Origin of the sequence: Vibrio sp. 1CM7H (assembly GCF_023161645.1) — a bacterium.
Lineage (GTDB): Bacteria > Pseudomonadota > Gammaproteobacteria > Enterobacterales > Vibrionaceae > Vibrio > Vibrio diabolicus.
In genome coordinates this window covers 421,739-438,852 of the sequence record NZ_JALNTV010000003.1, presented here as the reverse complement: position 1 = coordinate 438,852, position 17,114 = coordinate 421,739, and the positions used below count along the sequence as shown (strand labels likewise).

Annotated in this window: 17 protein-coding genes; all 17 read right to left on the bottom strand. The window is 46.8% G+C overall.

What is annotated here, in order from left to right; translation table 11 throughout:
* Window positions 1–8 precede the first annotated feature (8 nt).
* The 17 genes from MSG33_RS14125 to fliJ all read right to left on the bottom strand — a co-directional run bounded on the left by MSG33_RS14125 (window position 9) and on the right by fliJ (window position 17,114).
* Window positions 9–2,243, bottom strand: a complete 2,235-nt coding sequence (locus tag MSG33_RS14125) for a chemotaxis protein CheA (protein ID WP_248381308.1) — start codon at window positions 2,241–2,243, stop codon at window positions 9–11.
* Window positions 2,244–2,252: 9 nt separating this feature from the next.
* Window positions 2,253–2,993 carry a protein phosphatase CheZ gene (locus MSG33_RS14120; protein ID WP_006741709.1) on the bottom strand — a complete coding sequence of 247 codons (741 nt, stop codon included), beginning with the start codon at window positions 2,991–2,993 and terminating at the stop codon, window positions 2,253–2,255.
* A gap of 120 nt (window positions 2,994–3,113) precedes the next feature.
* Window positions 3,114–3,482 (bottom strand): chemotaxis response regulator CheY, encoded by a 369-nt coding sequence (gene cheY / locus MSG33_RS14115; protein ID WP_017635949.1) that lies wholly within the window; start codon window positions 3,480–3,482, stop codon window positions 3,114–3,116.
* Between the two features lie 45 nt (window positions 3,483–3,527).
* Window positions 3,528–4,262 (bottom strand): RNA polymerase sigma factor FliA, encoded by a 735-nt coding sequence (locus tag MSG33_RS14110; RefSeq protein ID WP_048625854.1) that lies wholly within the window; start codon window positions 4,260–4,262, stop codon window positions 3,528–3,530.
* Window positions 4,255–5,142, bottom strand: coding sequence for a MinD/ParA family protein (locus MSG33_RS14105; protein ID WP_005380498.1), 888 nt, complete (start codon window positions 5,140–5,142; stop codon window positions 4,255–4,257). Before MSG33_RS14105 ends, MSG33_RS14110 begins: the two co-directional genes overlap by 8 nt.
* A gap of 14 nt (window positions 5,143–5,156) precedes the next feature.
* Window positions 5,157–6,674, bottom strand: coding sequence for a flagellar biosynthesis protein FlhF (gene flhF, locus MSG33_RS14100; protein WP_248381307.1), 1,518 nt, complete (start codon window positions 6,672–6,674; stop codon window positions 5,157–5,159).
* 28 nt (window positions 6,675–6,702) lie between these two features.
* Window positions 6,703–8,802, bottom strand: a complete 2,100-nt coding sequence (gene flhA, locus MSG33_RS14095; protein ID WP_041853026.1) for a flagellar biosynthesis protein FlhA — start codon at window positions 8,800–8,802, stop codon at window positions 6,703–6,705.
* Between the two features lie 210 nt (window positions 8,803–9,012).
* Complete coding sequence (gene flhB, locus MSG33_RS14090; RefSeq protein ID WP_005380490.1) at window positions 9,013–10,143, bottom strand: flagellar biosynthesis protein FlhB; 1,131 nt, start codon at window positions 10,141–10,143, stop codon at window positions 9,013–9,015.
* A 3-nt stretch (window positions 10,144–10,146) separates the two neighbouring features.
* Window positions 10,147–10,929, bottom strand: coding sequence for a flagellar biosynthetic protein FliR (gene fliR, locus MSG33_RS14085; RefSeq protein WP_005384463.1), 783 nt, complete (start codon window positions 10,927–10,929; stop codon window positions 10,147–10,149).
* Between the two features lie 8 nt (window positions 10,930–10,937).
* Entirely contained in the window at window positions 10,938–11,207 is a 270-nt protein-coding gene (fliQ, locus tag MSG33_RS14080) for a flagellar biosynthesis protein FliQ (RefSeq protein WP_012841532.1), read from the bottom strand.
* 24 nt (window positions 11,208–11,231) lie between these two features.
* Window positions 11,232–12,101 (bottom strand): flagellar type III secretion system pore protein FliP, encoded by an 870-nt coding sequence (gene fliP, locus MSG33_RS14075; RefSeq protein WP_006741704.1) that lies wholly within the window; start codon window positions 12,099–12,101, stop codon window positions 11,232–11,234.
* Window positions 12,088–12,501, bottom strand: a complete 414-nt coding sequence (gene fliO, locus MSG33_RS14070; RefSeq protein WP_046875540.1) for a flagellar biosynthetic protein FliO — start codon at window positions 12,499–12,501, stop codon at window positions 12,088–12,090. The genes fliP and fliO overlap by 14 nt, the downstream gene beginning before the upstream one ends.
* A gap of 1 nt (window position 12,502) precedes the next feature.
* Window positions 12,503–12,913 carry a flagellar motor switch protein FliN gene (gene fliN, locus MSG33_RS14065; RefSeq protein WP_012841530.1) on the bottom strand — a complete coding sequence of 137 codons (411 nt, stop codon included), beginning with the start codon at window positions 12,911–12,913 and terminating at the stop codon, window positions 12,503–12,505.
* A 59-nt stretch (window positions 12,914–12,972) separates the two neighbouring features.
* Window positions 12,973–14,019 (bottom strand): flagellar motor switch protein FliM, encoded by a 1,047-nt coding sequence (gene fliM / locus MSG33_RS14060; protein ID WP_006741703.1) that lies wholly within the window; start codon window positions 14,017–14,019, stop codon window positions 12,973–12,975.
* Window positions 14,020–14,026: 7 nt separating this feature from the next.
* A complete protein-coding gene (gene fliL / locus MSG33_RS14055; protein WP_012841529.1) occupies window positions 14,027–14,530 on the bottom strand; it encodes a flagellar basal body-associated protein FliL in 504 nt (167 codons plus the stop codon).
* 85 nt (window positions 14,531–14,615) lie between these two features.
* Complete coding sequence (locus MSG33_RS14050; protein WP_248381306.1) at window positions 14,616–16,487, bottom strand: flagellar hook-length control protein FliK; 1,872 nt, start codon at window positions 16,485–16,487, stop codon at window positions 14,616–14,618.
* Window positions 16,488–16,670: 183 nt separating this feature from the next.
* Window positions 16,671–17,114, bottom strand: a complete 444-nt coding sequence (gene fliJ, locus MSG33_RS14045; protein ID WP_012841527.1) for a flagellar export protein FliJ — start codon at window positions 17,112–17,114, stop codon at window positions 16,671–16,673.

Here is a 17,114-nt window from a genome sequence, read left to right as displayed (position 1 = left end):
AGCTTTGCTTAAAGGCGTGAAGCCGCAGCATATCGCTTAAGTAAATCAGGCACATCTAGAATTAATGCAATATGGCCATCGCTAGTGATTGTTGCACCAGCCATGCCCGGAGTGCCTTGCAATAGATTATCGAGTGGCTTAATAACCACTTCTTCTTGACCAATAAGCGTATCCACAACAAAACCAACGCGCTGGTTACCGATCTGTACAATAACCACATGACCGTGACCAGTACGCTCTTCGACGTTTTGTGATTTGGATGCTAACCAGTTCTGTAAGTAAAATAGCGGGATAGATTTTTCACGCACAATGATCGTCAACTGACCATCTACCACGTTTGTGCGACTCAGATCCAAGTGGAAAATTTCGCTCACCGATGCCAGTGGCAGCGCAAACGGATGACCGCCAACACCAACCATCAGTGTTGGTAGGATCGCAAGCGTCAGTGGTACTTTGATGGTGATCTTAGTGCCTTTCCCTAGCTCAGAATCGATATCGATTGAACCATTTAAGGTGTTGATCGCCGTCTTAACCACATCCATGCCAACGCCACGGCCAGAGATGTCAGAAATTTTATCTTTACTTGAGAAACCTGGCGCAAAGATAAGGTTGAAGCACTCTTTGTCTGTTAAACGGGCCGCCGCATCTTCGTCCATCATGCCGCGCTTAACCGCGATACCACGCAGTTTGTTCGGGTCCATACCGCCGCCATCATCTACGATGGATAGCTCAATGTGATCCCCTTCTTGTGATGCAGACAAAATCACTTTACCTGTGCGTGATTTACCTGCTTTCGCGCGATCGTCTGGCATTTCAATACCGTGGTCAACCGAGTTACGAACCAAGTGAATCAATGGATCGGCCAATGCTTCTACAAGGTTTTTATCGAGATCGGTTTCTTCACCGCGCATTTCCAGCACGATGTCTTTATTTAAGTTGCGCGCCAAGTCACGGACAACGCGTGGGAAACGGCCAAATACTTTCTTGATTGGCTGCATACGCGTTTTCATTACCGCGCCTTGCAGATCCGCCGTTACGACATCAAGGTTAGCGACCGCTTTGGACATTTCTTCATTGTCGCTGTTCAAACCAAGGCTTAATAGACGGTTTCGGACCAATACAAGCTCACCTACCATGTTCATGATGGTATCAAGCGTCGAGGTATCGACACGAACGGTTGCCTCGGCCTGAGGCTTTTTAACCGCTGGCGCTTTCGCCTCTTCTTTCACCGCGACAGGTTTAGATTCTGGTTTTGGTGCTGGAGCCGGAGTTGGCGCTGCTGGTGCTGGCTTAACCGCAGGCTCAGGTTTCGCAGGGCTTTCCTCTACGTTTGCTGATGCCGGCTTCGTTGCCATATCCAGTTCTTCTAGCGTAGGACCTTTGCCCGCACCATGTAGCTCGTCGAGTAACTTTTCGAACTCTTCGTCCGTCATTAAATCACTATCTTGATTTGCTGACGATGCAACTGGCGCAGCTGGTTCTGCCGCTTTAGGAGGTTCTGCTGGTGCAGATGCTGCAGCCTCTGCCGCTGATGGACTTTTGCCAACGCCGTGAAGTTCGTCAAGTAGACGTTCAAATTCATCGTCAGTGATATCGCCACTTTCAACTGATGGCGCACTTGATTGAGGGGGCTCTGATGGCGTTGTTGGTGTCGCAGGTTCTGAAGCGCCTGGAGCTGAGCCTTTACCATGAAGCTCATCCAGCAGCTTTTCGAATTCGTCTTGGGTAATTTCATCAACAGAGCCGACACTTGACGCTGGCGCGGCAGGTTCTTCAATAACAGGCTCAGGACTGACAGGTTCAGGAGTAACCACTGGCTCTTCAACCACGGTTGCAGCGACTTCATCTTCTGATTCAGGTTTACATAGACGATGAAGTTCTTCAAGAAGGGCAGGATCCGCAGCTTCCAATGGTTCACGATCTTGAACGGCTTGGAACTGGGTATTGACCGTATCCAACGCTTTTAGCATCGTATCCATTAAGTTTTGCGTAACCGTGCGTTGGCCGTTTCGTAAAACGTCGAACACGTTCTCCGCACCATGACAAGTATCGACTAGCTCTGCCAAAGACAGGAAGCCAGCACCGCCTTTTACGGTGTGAAACCCGCGGAAAATTGCATTAAGTAAGTCTTTGTCTTCTGGGTTATTTTCCAATTCAACCAACTGCTCAGAAAGCAGTTCGAGAATTTCCCCAGCCTCAATGAGAAAGTCCTGAAGAATATCTTCGTCTAAATCGTAGCTCATACGTTACCTTTAAAATCCAAGACTGGACAACAAGTCATCGACTTCGTCCTGCGATGAAACCGCATCTTCTCTCAGTTCTGGATGAAGAATCGGGCCTTCGGCTTCGCTTGTTTGTGTATTCTTTTTATCTGCCGGTTCTGACAAAACTTGAATGTGTTCTTCAGGTTTATTTCCAGAGAATACGGTTAGGATTTCCACTAAGCGGCCTTCTACTTCATTTACCAACGTAATTACGCGGCGAATAATTTGGCCAGTTAGGTCTTGGAAGTCTTGCGCCATGAGAATTTCGGTCAATTGACCACGCAACTCAGTGCTGTCACCTTCGACTTGAACTAATAGCTCGTCGATTCGGTGACAAAGTGCTTTGAATTCGCTTAATTCGATGCGCCCGTGCATGAGTTCATTCCATTGAGGACGAACTTTCTGAAGGCAATCATGCAGGTTGTCAGCGATAGGAAGGCAGCAGTCGACTGCATCCATCGTTTTGTTGGCTGCTAGCTCTGTCTTCTCGATCACATAATTAAGACGATCCCTTGCGTTAGGGATTTCGTCTTTCGCAATTTCGGTCATGCGCTGATCGAGACTGAACTGCTTGAGTGATTCGTGAAGGTCTCGAGTTAAGGCTCCAATTTCTTGCAGCATTGGATTCTCGGCACCTTCGTAGATCGAGGCAACAAGCATATTGGCTTGGTCTTGTTCCCCGTTTTCTAGCATTTGAACGAGTGACTTCGCCTGCTCTAGTGAGATCATTCTGAATAGACCCTTTTACGTTTAGTTCTTCTTATCACTTTAATAACGCTAAACGAGTCATTTAATAGGTATTTAATAATTGGTATGAATGACTCGAATAACAAAGAGAAAAAGAGAGAGTTATAAACGCTCGAAAATTTTATCTAATTTTTCTTTTAATGTTGCAGCAGTAAATGGCTTAACAATATAGCCGTTTACGCCTGCTTGAGCAGCTTCAATGATCTGCTCACGCTTCGCTTCAGCCGTGATCATTAGAACTGGCAAATGCTTAAGTTCTGCATCCGCGCGGATGTGTTTAAGCAAATCGATGCCTTGCATACCTGGCATGTTCCAGTCAGTTACAACAAAATCGAAGTCACCTTTTTTCAGCATTGGTAATGCGGTTAAACCATCGTCCGCTTCTTGAGTGTTATTGAAACCCAAGTCACGAAGCAGGTTTTTAACAATACGGCGCATTGTTGAGAAATCATCAACAATAAGGATCTTCATGTTTTTATTCAAAATTGCCTCCACTGAATCGTAAAATCAGTGTTTTTAGTCATTTTGTGTCCACGCACTGAGCTTGGTGCGCAAACGTTGCATCGCTTGACTCAGTATTTGACTTACGCGAGATTCGCTTACGCCTAACACATCGCCAATTTCTTTCAAATTGAGTTCTTCATCATAATAAAGCGAAAGTACCAAAGCTTCACGCTCTGGAAGCTGTTTTATTGATTCAACCAGTGCTTTTCGAAATGATTCATCGGCAACCCCTTTGAACGGGTTACTGTCATCAGTTTCATCTGCAGGTGAAATCACATCATCAGAAACGCCTAAATCTTCAATACCGACTAATTTTGAGCAGTTGATATCGGTCAGAGCACTATGATATTGATCCAGTGTCATACCGAGATGCGTGGCTACTTCAGAATCAGTAGGATCTCGATTTAATTCGCCTTCCAGCTCCGCAATCGCTTGGTTAATCTCTCGATTATTTTTATGAACAGAACGCGGTACCCAATCGCCTTTGCGCATGTCATCTAACATTGCACCGCGAATACGGATACCTGCATAAGTTTCAAAGCTCGCACCTTTAGAACCATCATAATTCTGCTGAGCTTCGATAAGACCGATCATGCCGGCCTGAATTAAATCCTCTACCTGAACACTCGGCGGTAAACGGCCTAATAGGTGGTGAGCAATGCGCTTAACCAACACTGAGTAGCGCTCTATAAACGCTTGCTGGCTATTAAACTTGCCATGTTGGTCATAGGTTATCGCTTTATTCACCAAAAGGGTCCTCTGCGAATTCGGTACGATTTAGCAACCTTTCCACAAAAAATTCCAAGTGTCCACTTGGTGTTTTCGGTAGTGGCCACGTTAACGCTTTGTTTGCTAGTGAGCTAATAGCTAAAGCGGCAGGTGAGCGAGGGAACGCATCAACGACTATTTTTTGTCTTTTTACAGCCTGTCGTACTTTATCATCTAATGGAATACATGCTACGAGTTCAAGGCTGACATTCAAGAATCGCTCTGTGACTAGCGTCAACTTTGCAAACAATTCTCGCCCTTCTCGGTAGCTTCTGACCATATTTGCTACAACTTTAAAGCGTTGGACCTGGTGTTCTTTACTTAACAGCTTAATTAACGCATATGCATCTGTGATTGAAGTTGGTTCATCACACACAACCACAACGACATCTTGAGCTGCTCGCGAAAAACTGATTACCATGTCAGAAATGCCTGCGGCGGTATCTATCAGCAGGACGTCCATTTCGTCTTCAAGACTACCAAATGCTCGAATGAGTCCAGCATGTTGAGCGTGAGAAAGCTCTGTCATGCTCTGTGTGCCAGAAGTTGCAGGGATTATCTTTATACCATAAGGCCCTTCGACAATCGCATCTTTTAGCTCACATTCACCCGCTAAGACATGTCCTAGATTACGTTTTGCACGAATTCCGAGCATCACGTCCACATTGGCCAGACCTAAATCAGCGTCGAGAACCATCACCTTCTTGCCTTGGCGAGCCATACAAATCGCCAGGCCCAGTGTTACGTTTGATTTCCCCACACCACCTTTGCCGCCAGTAACAGCAATCACTTTGGTCAACGATGGTTGTGTTAAGCGACGGAGGCCGCTTGCTTGATCGTGTATCATATTCTCAGTCATAGTAGTCCGCCGCCTTAGAGTCCTTCACTGTCACTGTTCCAAAAGTGAGGTTCGTTCTCTGTCGACTTCTCTAACAGTTCATTTGCTTTCGCAAGCATATATTTTGGTTGCGCTATCACAATGTCTTCTGGCACGCGCTGACCATTAGCTATGTAAGCCACTGGCATTGCGTTTTGAATCACTACACTGATGAATTCGCCTAGACTTAATGACTCATCAAGCTTCGTCATAATACAACCCGAAAGTGGTATGCGTCGGAAGTGATCCAGCGTTTCTTGTAGAACGCGACGTTGTGCGGTAGCTGGCAAAACAAGGTAGCTGTGAATCACTTCTCCGCTCTCTTGCATTAGAGTATCGAGCTGCTCAGAAAGCCTGACATCTCGTTGCCCCATCCCTGCCGTATCGACCAAAATCAGTCTTCTGTTTCTTAGCTGATATATAACATCGGCTAACTCGTTAGAATCTTTAGCAACTCTTACGGGACAACCCATGATTCTTCCGTAAATTGAGAGCTGCTCATGTGCACCTATGCGATATGTATCTGTTGTCACAAGGGCCACATTGTCGGCACCGTATTCCATGGCGGCACGTGCTGCGAGCTTCGCAACGGTGGTTGTTTTTCCCACCCCCGTCGGACCTAACAGTGCGACCACACCACCACGTTTTAAAATGTCCTGTTTAGGAATATTGATTTGATCCGCCACCAGCGACAACAACGCTTTCCACGCTCGCGCTGGTTTTGTATCTTCCGGGATATAGCAAGCCATTTGGTCTGCTAACTCCGGAGAAACGCCCATACGCTCTAAGCGCTTAATCAGCATTGCTCTGAGCGGCTCACGACGTTCCACTTCCTGCCACATCAGGCCAGAGACTTGATGCTCTAAAAGACGACGAATTGACGTCATCTCTTCGCGCATACTCTCCAGCTCATCGGCAGACTCTTCTCGCTCATCACTTGGACGGCGGCGATCATAGCGTGTCGGATCCAGCTTCGGCGTTGGACGCTCAAATCGATTATCTTGTGCGATTAACTTCGCCAAAGGTGAATCTGGTTGATATGGCGCTGGCTTTTCTTGGTTGTAGCCGTCGCGATGCTTATTCTGGCGTTGCAATAAAGCAGAGAGCGAATCTTCATTTTCCGCTACATGATCGTCAGCATCTGCTGCACCACCACTATATTGCTTAAGCATGTTAGCGAATCGCTGCGTCATTGAGCCTGTTTTTTCGTTGTTACTGTTATTACTGTTCAGGCTAATTTTATCTTCATCTAAATGACGATCTTGATAACGATCTGCAGAAGACGATGACATTTGACGATGTTCGTTATAGCGATTCGATTGAGAAGCACCGCGATTTTGTTGTGACGCTGCGCTTGCTTGAGACGGGGTTGATTCACTATCTATCGCCGCAACAATCGCCACCCCACCAGCCACTTTCTTGTTTGACATGATCACCGCTTCCGCGCCTAACTCCTCTTTCACTTGGAGCAGCGCCGTTCTCATGTCTTTGGCAAAAAATCGCTTTATTTTCAAACTATGAATCCATTAATGATGCGTGAGATCAGTTACCCACGGCTTGCACAATTCTGATCTGTTTTTCATCCGGGATTTCTTGGTAAGACAGTACCCGGAGATTAGGTATTGTGTTCTTCACAAATTTCGCCAACGTCGAGCGTAATACACCGGAAGTAAGCAGAACGGCTGGCTCGCCTTTCAATTCTTGTTCCTGTGTCGCTTGGCTTAGTGAAGACTGCAATCGTTCAGCGAGCCCCGGTTCAATCCCCGCGGATTCGCCTCCTGATGCTTGCATAGTTTGATGCAATATTTGTTCCAGTTCAGGTATCAAAGTAATCACTGGCAGCTCAGGCTCTATACCATTGATTTCTTGAACAATTAGACGTTTTAGACTAATTCGAACTGCTGCCGTCAATATGTCAGCTTCTTGACTCTTACTTGAGTACTCAGCCAAAGTTTGAACAATCGTGCGAATATCGCGGATTGGGATGGCCTCGTTTAACAAGTTTTGTAGGACTTTCACCACCACACCTAAAGGCAACTGATCAGGAACAAAGTTCTCAACCAACTTAGGCGCGCTGCGTCCTAACATTTCTAATAAATTCTCTACTTCTTCATGACCAATCAACTGCGATGCGTTATTAGTCAATAACTGGCTCAGGTGCGTCGCTAATACTGTCGATGAGTCAACAACCGTATACCCTAGCGCCTGAGCATGCTCACGCTGATCTTCGCGAATCCATACGGCTTCCAGCCCAAATGCAGGGTCAATGGTTGGCTCGCCATCAATCATGCCATACACCTGACCTGGGTTAATCGCTAGCTCTTGATCCGGACGAATCTCAGCTTCGCCGACCGCAACCCCCATTAATGTGATTCGATAGCTGTTTGGCGTCAGTTCAAGGTTGTCACGTATGTGAACCGCAGGGATTAAGAACCCAAAATCTTGCGATAGCTTTTTACGCACACCTTTTACGCGCTCTAACAGTTCTCCACCTTGGTCTCGGTCCACTAGCGGAATCAAGCGGTAACCCACTTCTAGGCCAATAATATCGACTGGCTGGACGTCGTCCCAAGAAAGCTCGCGTTGTGATGAAGGCTCTGCACCTTCGTCGGCTTTCGCTGGTAAAGCCGGTTCTTTCGCTTTCTGCTTTTGGCGTTTATCGATGAAATACGCCGCCGCGCCAGCCGCTACCGCCAGACTCAAAAACGCAAAGTGTGGCATGCCCGGTACGATGCCCATCACACCGAGAATAGCTGCGGTAATCATCAGTGCTTTTGGGTTATCGAACATCTGGAAGACCAGCTGTTCCCCCATGTCTTCATCGGTGTTTTGACGTGTCACCATCATCGCCGCTGCAATCGACAGCAATAGCGATGGAATCTGTGCAACTAGGCCGTCACCAATCGTCAGCAAAGTATAGATTTCAATTGCCTCACCGAAACCCAATCCATACTGCGCCATACCGATCGACAGACCGCCAATGATGTTGATAAACAGAATCAAAATACCGGCAATCGCGTCACCTTTTACGAACTTCGAGGCACCATCCATTGAACCATAGAAATCCGCTTCTTTGGTCACTTCAAAACGACGAACTCTTGCTTGTTCTTGGTCTATCAATCCGGCATTTAAGTCCGCATCAATCGCCATCTGCTTACCTGGCAACGCATCAAGGGTGAAGCGAGCACTTACCTCAGAGATACGACCTGCACCTTTGGTCACCACCATAAAGTTGATGATCATTAAGATGAGGAAAACCACTAAGCCGACCGCGTAGTTACCACCAATAACGACATTACCAAACGCTTCAATTACGTTACCTGCCGCGTTGCCGCCTTCATGACCATGCAGTAAGACGACACGTGTCGAAGCAACGTTCAAAGCCAAGCGCAACAAGGTTGCGATCAGCAGTACCGTCGGAAAAGCGGCGAAGTCCAACGGACGACGTGTGTAAACGGTCACTAACAACACCACCATCGACAACGCGATGTTAAAGGTGAAGAACATATCCAGCAAAAAGGCTGGAATAGGCAGCACCACCATCGCTAAGGTGGCCAAAACCATCACCGGTGCGCCAATAGCTGGCATTTCACGCTGAGGGATTCGTGGCAATTTATCTGCAAATGGCAGGCTTAACTTCATACTACGAGAGATCTCAATCGATTGAAGCGTCACGTTAGCTCTTACTATTAATACGCGACCGCTTTGGCCTAAAAGTTTAGGTATGGTTGATAATTAAGGCGTTTTAAGCAAGCTATGTACCATAATTAACGCCAAAATAATGACTAAACACTCAAGTAGAGCTTAATATCTGATTAAATTAGCCTTTTTAGAATTGGGCTTCTTTCAGTATTAGTGCCGGTGTTCTGGCGGGATTGGCAAATCGTAATCCTGAATTTTGGGGCGCTGTCCACCTCGTTTTCGGTATTGCTTCAACTGGAATACAAATGCCAAAACCTGAGCCACCGCAGTAAATAATCCATCGGGGATCTCTTGTTCAAGCTCGGTAGTATGGTACAGCGCACGAGCAAGTGGCGGAGCAGGTACAATTGTGATGTCATGCTCTCGGGCGACTTCTCGAATCTTCATTGCCATGTGATCGGTGCCTTTAGCGATCACTACCGGCGCACGGTCTGTCTTCTGTTTATAACGAAGCGCAACCGAAAAGTGCTCTGGGTTGGTAACAATAACATCAGCCTGAGGAACATCTGCCATCATACGCCGTTGAGCCGCTTCTCTTTGCAGCATACGAATGCGTCCTTTGACCTCTGGCTTACCCTCGGTTTCTTTATATTCGTCTTTGACTTCTTGCTTGGTCATTTTTAACTGATCAGCGTGCTGCCAGATTTGAAATGGAATATCGATGGCAACCACGATCAACAGCGAACAGCTGATCAACAAGATAAAGTTCAGTAGAATATCTAAAGCATGGAAGATGTTTTGCGGATACACATCCATACTTAATTGAATCAGATCCGCCTGCGATGCTTGGATCAAATAGATCGCGACACCAGTAACCAAAACCACTTTAAGTATTGATTTGATCAACTCTACCCAGCTTTGCATTCCGACCATCCGCTTTAAACCGCTAAGCGGATTCATTTTCGACAGCTTTGGCATGGCCGCTTGAGCAGAAAAACTGATTCCTCCCACACCCGCAGCACCAATCATGGCGGCAGTAAACAATGTCGCTAACACCAAAAATAGTGGGAACAACAAATCACTCATCGCGCCCAAAGCGATATCAAACAGTTTTGCAGTATCGAAAATCTCTTCTCGTTGAAGATCAAATAAACGGCTCATGATGGAAAACAGTGAGCGTGCTAACGCCTCGCCAAACCACATCAATGAAATGGCGCCAACGATCAGTACAGATGCTGATGCAAGTTCTTTAGACCGAGCAACCTGCCCCTTTTCTCTGGCTTGTTGTAACCGCCGGGGCGTGGCTTCTTCGGTGCGTTCCTGACCGTCTGATTCTGCCAATTCTTAGCACTCCAAGCGAATGAGTCGACAAATCTGCGCCTCACCCACTGTCCAGAACATTTCATAATGACTGTAAAGGCCAGCCAGTATGTACCAACACAGTAATAGACCCACCATCAACGCAAACGCAAAACCAAGCGAAAAGATATTCAGCTGTGGTGCAGCACGGGTCATTACACCAAACGACAAGTTAATGGTAAGTAGTGCAATAATGCCAGATAGCGACATACTCAGTGCCGTTTGGAACATAATACCAAGCCAGCCTGCCATTTCACGGAAATCAACCGCGTTGAGCGAGCCGGAGCCAATCGGCAGTGTTTTAAAGCTGAACACGACCAGTTGCAGCATTTTCAAATGCCCATCGGTGGCAAGGAAAAACATTGTCGTCAAAAACATGAATAACTGACCAAGCAATGGCGTGTTCTGACCATTTGCGGGATCAACCATAGAAGCGAAACCCAAACTTGACTGCATACCCAATATTTGTCCCAACAAGACAAAGGTTTGAATCATAAATTGAGTGACCATACCCATCGCAATACCGATGATCATTTGCTCGGCAATGGTCATAAAACCCCGAAACGAGAGCAACTCAATGTCTTGAGGCACTGCAGGGATCGCTGGCATGACGGCAAAAGTAATGGCTAACCCGAGGTAAAGGCGGATTCGTGGTGAGACAAATCGAGCCCCAGTTACCGTCATCACCATCAGCATGGAAGAGATACGAACGTAAGGCCAGAAATAGTTTGCGATCCAATCTAAGACAACGCTAGTGGGGTACTCCATATGCGCCTCTAATAAAGCACCTGAGGTAAGCGCTCAATCAAGCCATAAAAATATTCCATCAACATTTGCGTCATCCAGTGACCAAATAGCATTAGAGCCAAAAGAGTGACAATCAAACGCGGCAAGAAGCTCAATGTTTGTTCGTTGATGGAAGTCGCAGCTTGGAAAATCGCAACAATAAGGCCGATAAGCAAACTTGGGATGATAATGGCGCAGACCATGATAAGCACCATCCAAAGTGCTTCACGGAAAAGCTCGACAAACATTTCTGGTGTCATGTCTTATCCTCTATCTGCGCTTATCTAAAGGGCAAAACTGCCCGCGAGTGTCGAAAGTATCAAGTTCCAGCCATCGACCAATACAAACAGCATCAACTTGAACGGCAACGAAACAATCATTGGTGACAACATCATCATACCCATTGCCATCAATACCGACGCTACCACGAGGTCAATAATCAAAAACGGCAAGAAGAGCATAAAGCCAATCTGGAATGCAGTTTTTAGCTCCGAGGTGATGAAAGCCGGAATCAACACCGCCATCGACACATCTTCTGGGTTCTCAACTTGCTCTCCTGACATGGTTACAAACGTCTCCAAATCTTTGATTCGGGTCTGTTTAAGCATGAACGCTTTCATTGGCGCTTGTGCAGCATCAAATGCTTCTCGAGCCGTGACTTGCTCATTCAAATAAGGCTGAACGGCTTTATCGTTGATTTCGTTCAGGACGGGAGACATAACAAAGAAGGTCAAAAACAGCGCGATACCAATGATGACCTGATTAGACGGCGTTTGTTGCAAACCCATTGCCTGACGCAATATCGACATCACCACCACAATTCGAGTAAACGACGTCATTAGAATCACCATGGCAGGCAAGAAGCCAAGCATGGTCATTAACGCTAAAATTTGCAGCGTAACCGAGTAATCTTCACTGCCATCTGGGTTTGTGGTCATAGTAAACGCAGGGATGCCACCACCACTAGAAACGGACATAGCACGACTGGCGCCAGTATCACTTTGCATCGCCTGAACAGTGACGCTACTTCCATCAGCCAAGTTGTCAGGCAGAGCAGACTCCTCTGCCTCAGCAAACGAAAATGAAGAAAACAGCACGCCGACGAAAAGCAACAACGTGCTCAGGAGCAAACGAATCGGGTTACCCTTTGTCATGTTTTTTGATCAGTTGGCTAAATTGAGTCGCAAAAGCATTGGTCGCCAACTCTTCCTCTTTCAGTGGCTTATCTAACTTGGCTAACGTTTGGATTGATTGGCTGGTAATTCCAACCAAAAACTGCTCTTCACCCACTTGAACTACGGCGATTCTTTCTTTGGTGCCCACTGGCAACTGACTCACAATACGCAAGCCTTTTTGTTGTCCCATCGCCGGCACTTGCATACGTTTAAGTAGCCAAGCCAACAAAAGAATCACGCCGATCACAAGCACAAGCGAGCCCAGTGTCGTCGCAAGATCCAGGTTATTTGGTGCGGCAGCAAATGCATAAGGAGCACTCAGCATTAAGCTCAGTGCTCCAGTGATTTGCGTCAATCGCGTTTTGATTGAGCGGCTCATCTTAACGTAGCTTCTTAATTCGTTCAGTTTGGCTGATCACATCCGTCAAACGGATACCAAACTTATCGTTCACGACCACGACTTCGCCATGCGCAATCAGTGTACCGTTGACTAATACGTCCAATGACTCGCCCGCTAGACGATCCAACTCAACAACCGATCCTTGGTTCAATTGCAACAAGTTCCGAATGCTGATTTGTGAACGACCGACTTCCATCGAAATCGTCACCGGAATATCCATGATGGTGTCGAGTTTACGGCGCTCATCTTCGGTAATTGGGCTTGAAGTGTCTTTTAGCTCTTCCAGTGGCGCGGCCAATACTTCATCTACGTCAACAGAAGGTGCAGACGGGTCTTCGCCAAGAGCGGCTGCCCATTCATCTGCTAGCTTTTGATCGTCACTTGGTTCCATTTTTCTATCCTGTGTTAAGCCTTATTTAATGCCAAAGCATGTCTGTTCAATAAGGTATCTTAATCGTCTATATCGTCTTCATTCTCAAGCTCAGACATGATGTCCTTGCCCAAGAAAGCTAAATCTGTTTTGACTACATGTGGGCGCTCAATTTCCTCAGAAATTTGCACCGCTAATTTGTCTTCCGAACGGCCCATTTTTACGCGATAGGTCGGCAGGTCTTCTACAAACATGGTCGCATGTTCTGGCATTTCAATCGGGATGATGTCACCCGGTTGCAATTCCATGAGGTCACGCAAAGAGATGTCTTTTTCAAGCAAGTTAACGCGGAAGTTAACCGGACAATCCATAATCTCTTCACGTAATGCTGAGCTCCAACGGACGTCTGTCTCCATCTTGTCGGACTGAACACCTGCATCCAACAGTTCACGAATCGGCTCAACCATGGAGTAAGGCATAACGACATGAAAATCGCCGCCGCCACCATCGACCTCAATGTGGAAAGAACTCACGACAATCACTTCTGTCGGGCTGACAATGTTAGCCATACTTGGGTTTACTTCAGAGTCGAGATATTCGAACTCCACCCCCATCACTGGCGACCACGCTTCTTTGTAGTCTTCAAATACAATCTTCAGCAGCAGCTGAATGATGCGGCGTTCCGTTGGGGTAAATTCGCGCCCTTCGATTTTGGCATGGAATCGACCATCCCCACCAAAGAAGTTTTCTACCAGAATAAAGACTAAGCGAGCCTCCATGGTGATCAACGCTGTACCTTTTAACGGACGAAAACGCACCATGTTCAAACTGGTTGGCACGTACAATGTGTTTTGGTATTCGCCAAACTTCATCATCTGCACGCCATTGATCGACACTTCTGCCGTTTTACGCAGCATATTAAACAGACTAATACGCATGTGTCGTGCAAAGCGCTCGTTGATAAGTTCGAGCGTCGGCATTCGACCACGTACAATCCTGTCTTGCGACGAGAAATCAAAATTGACGGCACCTTCGTTGTCGTTTTCTATCGGTTCATCGACGTCATCAACATCGTCAACCCCGTGCAATAGCGCATCAATTTCGTCTTGGCTTAATAGATCGGTCACGTTTTACCTATTGAATAACAAAATCTGTAAACAGTACTTTTTCAATCACTGGCTTACCGACCGCAGCGTTTAGCGCTGCTTTGATATCTTCGGAAGCACGATCGCGCAATTCCACTCGTCCCGTTGGAGAACGCAACTGATCAACCGTCGCCGAAGCAAACGTTGATAACAAAGAGCTCTCAATCAGTGGCGAATGGTACCGCGCCAACTCTTCATTCTCTGCGCCGCGAACCATTAACTGCGCTTTAATTTGTACCAGTCTGTCGCGACGGTCCCCAGTAACGTTAAATACAAATGCCTGAGGAAGATTCACGTAGGCAATGGGCGAGGCATCTGATGCCTTCGCTTGAACCTGTTGAGACGCTTCAGCCTGAGCTGGTTCATCAGAGCCCATGAGAAAGAATGCTGCTGCACCACCGCCAAGTAGCAATACCACAACAGCGATTATGATGATAAGTAACTTACCTTTTCCTTTCGGCGCATCGGCCCCTTGTAACTGTTCTTCTGCCATTGTTGTCTCTTATTGTTCTTTTAGGTTACCGAGATGCTTAAGGAAGTCGTTTGGTAACCTTGTATTATTGCCTTTAAACGGCCTGTTATGCGTAAAAACTAATTCCATCACGCTTTGAAGCCACATTCAAATCCAGATTGACGTCAGCATCAAAGCTCTCTTCTGACTGTCCAGAAAAACCGCTGCCTTGAGCACTTTGACCATGTTGCTCAGCAGTATACCTACCTTGCTGCTGCCCGCTGTTTTGTTGCTGAACAGAAGAATCAGCCAGTTGCATGCCCTGCTGCGCCAACATCTCTCTCAAGCGAGGAAGCGTCTGTTCAATGATGTCACGCGCTTGCGGGTTGTTCACCGTAAAATGCACATTAGCCACATCGTTGTTCATCGTCATACGAATTTGCATACGACCTAATTCTGGTGGATCAAGACGAATATCGAGGTTTTTTAGGTTCTTCGACATCATCATTTGCACTTTTTCCGCCACTTGCTCATTGGCCAACTCTTTGGTCAGTTGCAACGGAAGCTGAGCTTGCTGCGCGGCATCAATACGCGCTTGTTGCTGCACGTTTGTTCCTTGTTGACCCGCCATCGCCTGAAGCTGCCCTGCTAAACCATGTTGAAGTTCTGGTTTATCTTGCTTATCCGCTGTCGCTTTAAGTGCACCAGCAGTCAATGCGGCATTCACAACTTTCTGGTTAACCTCTCCGTCCTTTACGCCTTGAAGCGCCGTCGGAAAATGAGCTGCGGCCAACGCATCTGGCATCGGAGACAATGCGACTTTATCTGTACTCTGAACAGCTTGTGGCTGAGCTGATTGAGGCGCAAAATTAAGGGCTTGCTGAGACATCCCCATAGGTGTAGCCTGGCGAGCCAAATGCTGTTGTCCTTGCTGCTCGGCGAGAACCTGTTTAACGTCAGTAGGAAGCGCAACAAACTGGGCAAGATCTTGCTCAGGAATATCGGCAATGACCGTCCCTTTTTTCAACCCTTCTATGTTCTCAGTTTCTTGCTGAGTCAGTGGTTTTCCCTGCGCCAGTTTAGTATCTATGAGTTCGAGTTCATCCAAGGAAACACGCTGAAGCGCATCAATTTTAGAGCCATCCAAACCCACCTCCAGTGGCGATAGTTCATTGGCAACGTCACCACTGACCATGCCCTTCTCGGTTGGGTGACTGACTTGTTTAGCCATACCTTGCCAAGTAGCAAACTCAGACGAGAGCTTATCGACATCGATAGGTTGACCATGCTTATCTAAAATTGGCTCTAAGCCTTGCCCGGCCATTGCCTGCACTTGTTCAAGCGATTGAGCTGATGGCATGTCATGCAAAGCAAGTTCATCAATGTCTGTTGTTTGCCCGTTGAACGAGTGTTCTAAACCCGCTCGTTGAGGCAAAACTTTGCCACTATCGATGGATGCATTATTCGCTTTCAAGGTTTGATTCGCTTGTTCAATACGACCAAGCAGCTGTTGTCCTTCACCCATCGCGCTTTTTGCGCCATTAGCAGCTGAAGGGATGTTAGAGAGTGAACCTACTTTCTCAGTGACATCAGCATCATTTTGCGAGTGCGCGCCTTGTTTGGCTTCCAGTAGGCTTGCCTCATCACTTTGAATGGTGTTCGCATGCTCTGTCAGCATGTCGCCAGAGCGGCTTTGCTCTTGATGGCTTTCTTGCGCCAGAAACTCTTCGGCGTCGTTACTACTCGCGTGAGCCACGTCTGTGACTGCTTCTTGGCTATCAGCTTTGCCAGACGAAAGCTTGTTAATCTCGGCACTGTTTTGTTCTTCACCATTTAGTGATTTCGTTGCTACTTTTTCTGACTTTTGTGAACCTGAAAACGCATCCGTCAAGGTTTCTAAAAATCCCTTGTTCTCCGCGTTTTCTGTAGGTGCTTGTGCGGCAGAGTCAGACACTGACGTCTTGCTCGTCGCAGAAACATTGGACAAATTCACATTCATATAGAAATTCTCATTATCAGCAGCTTCGAGCGCTAGGCCGCTGCTAAATTGCACACGGTGGCAAATTTAGGTTATTGGGGTGATCATCTACAAAGATATCTGCAAAAATTACGCCAATAACAAGCTCATTGCTGCAGTGACAAAACGAGTGTCATAAGTGGAAGCAACGTCAATTTTTAAACATTAAAAAGGCTTCGCTCGACGGCTGTAAAGCAACGTTGAAAACTCGTCCATTTGCTTTTGTTCTCGTTTGGCTTCAGCAAGCTGTTTCTCTTTCTCACGCTTTTCGATCATCCACTCATAGGATTTGCGTTCTTTGCGTACTGTTAACCAGTATTCTTGACAGTTTTCTACCTGTTCTTTGAAATGACTTTCTGCTTGTTTCTGCTTAGATAACGTTTCGTCTAGCTGAGTGAGAAAGCGATTTAAATGCCCATATTCGCTTGCCGTTAAGCCAGCCTGCCCACGGTCGATAAGCTGTTGGCAATAATCAAGGCGATACTTTTCGATTTGCTCAACCTGACGGTAATAATCTTCAAGTTCAGAGCGCGCTTTGTTCAGCGCAAGTACGGCTTGATCTTCACGCTCTTTAGTCTGCTCAAGTAGGAACTCCATCGCATTGTTCAT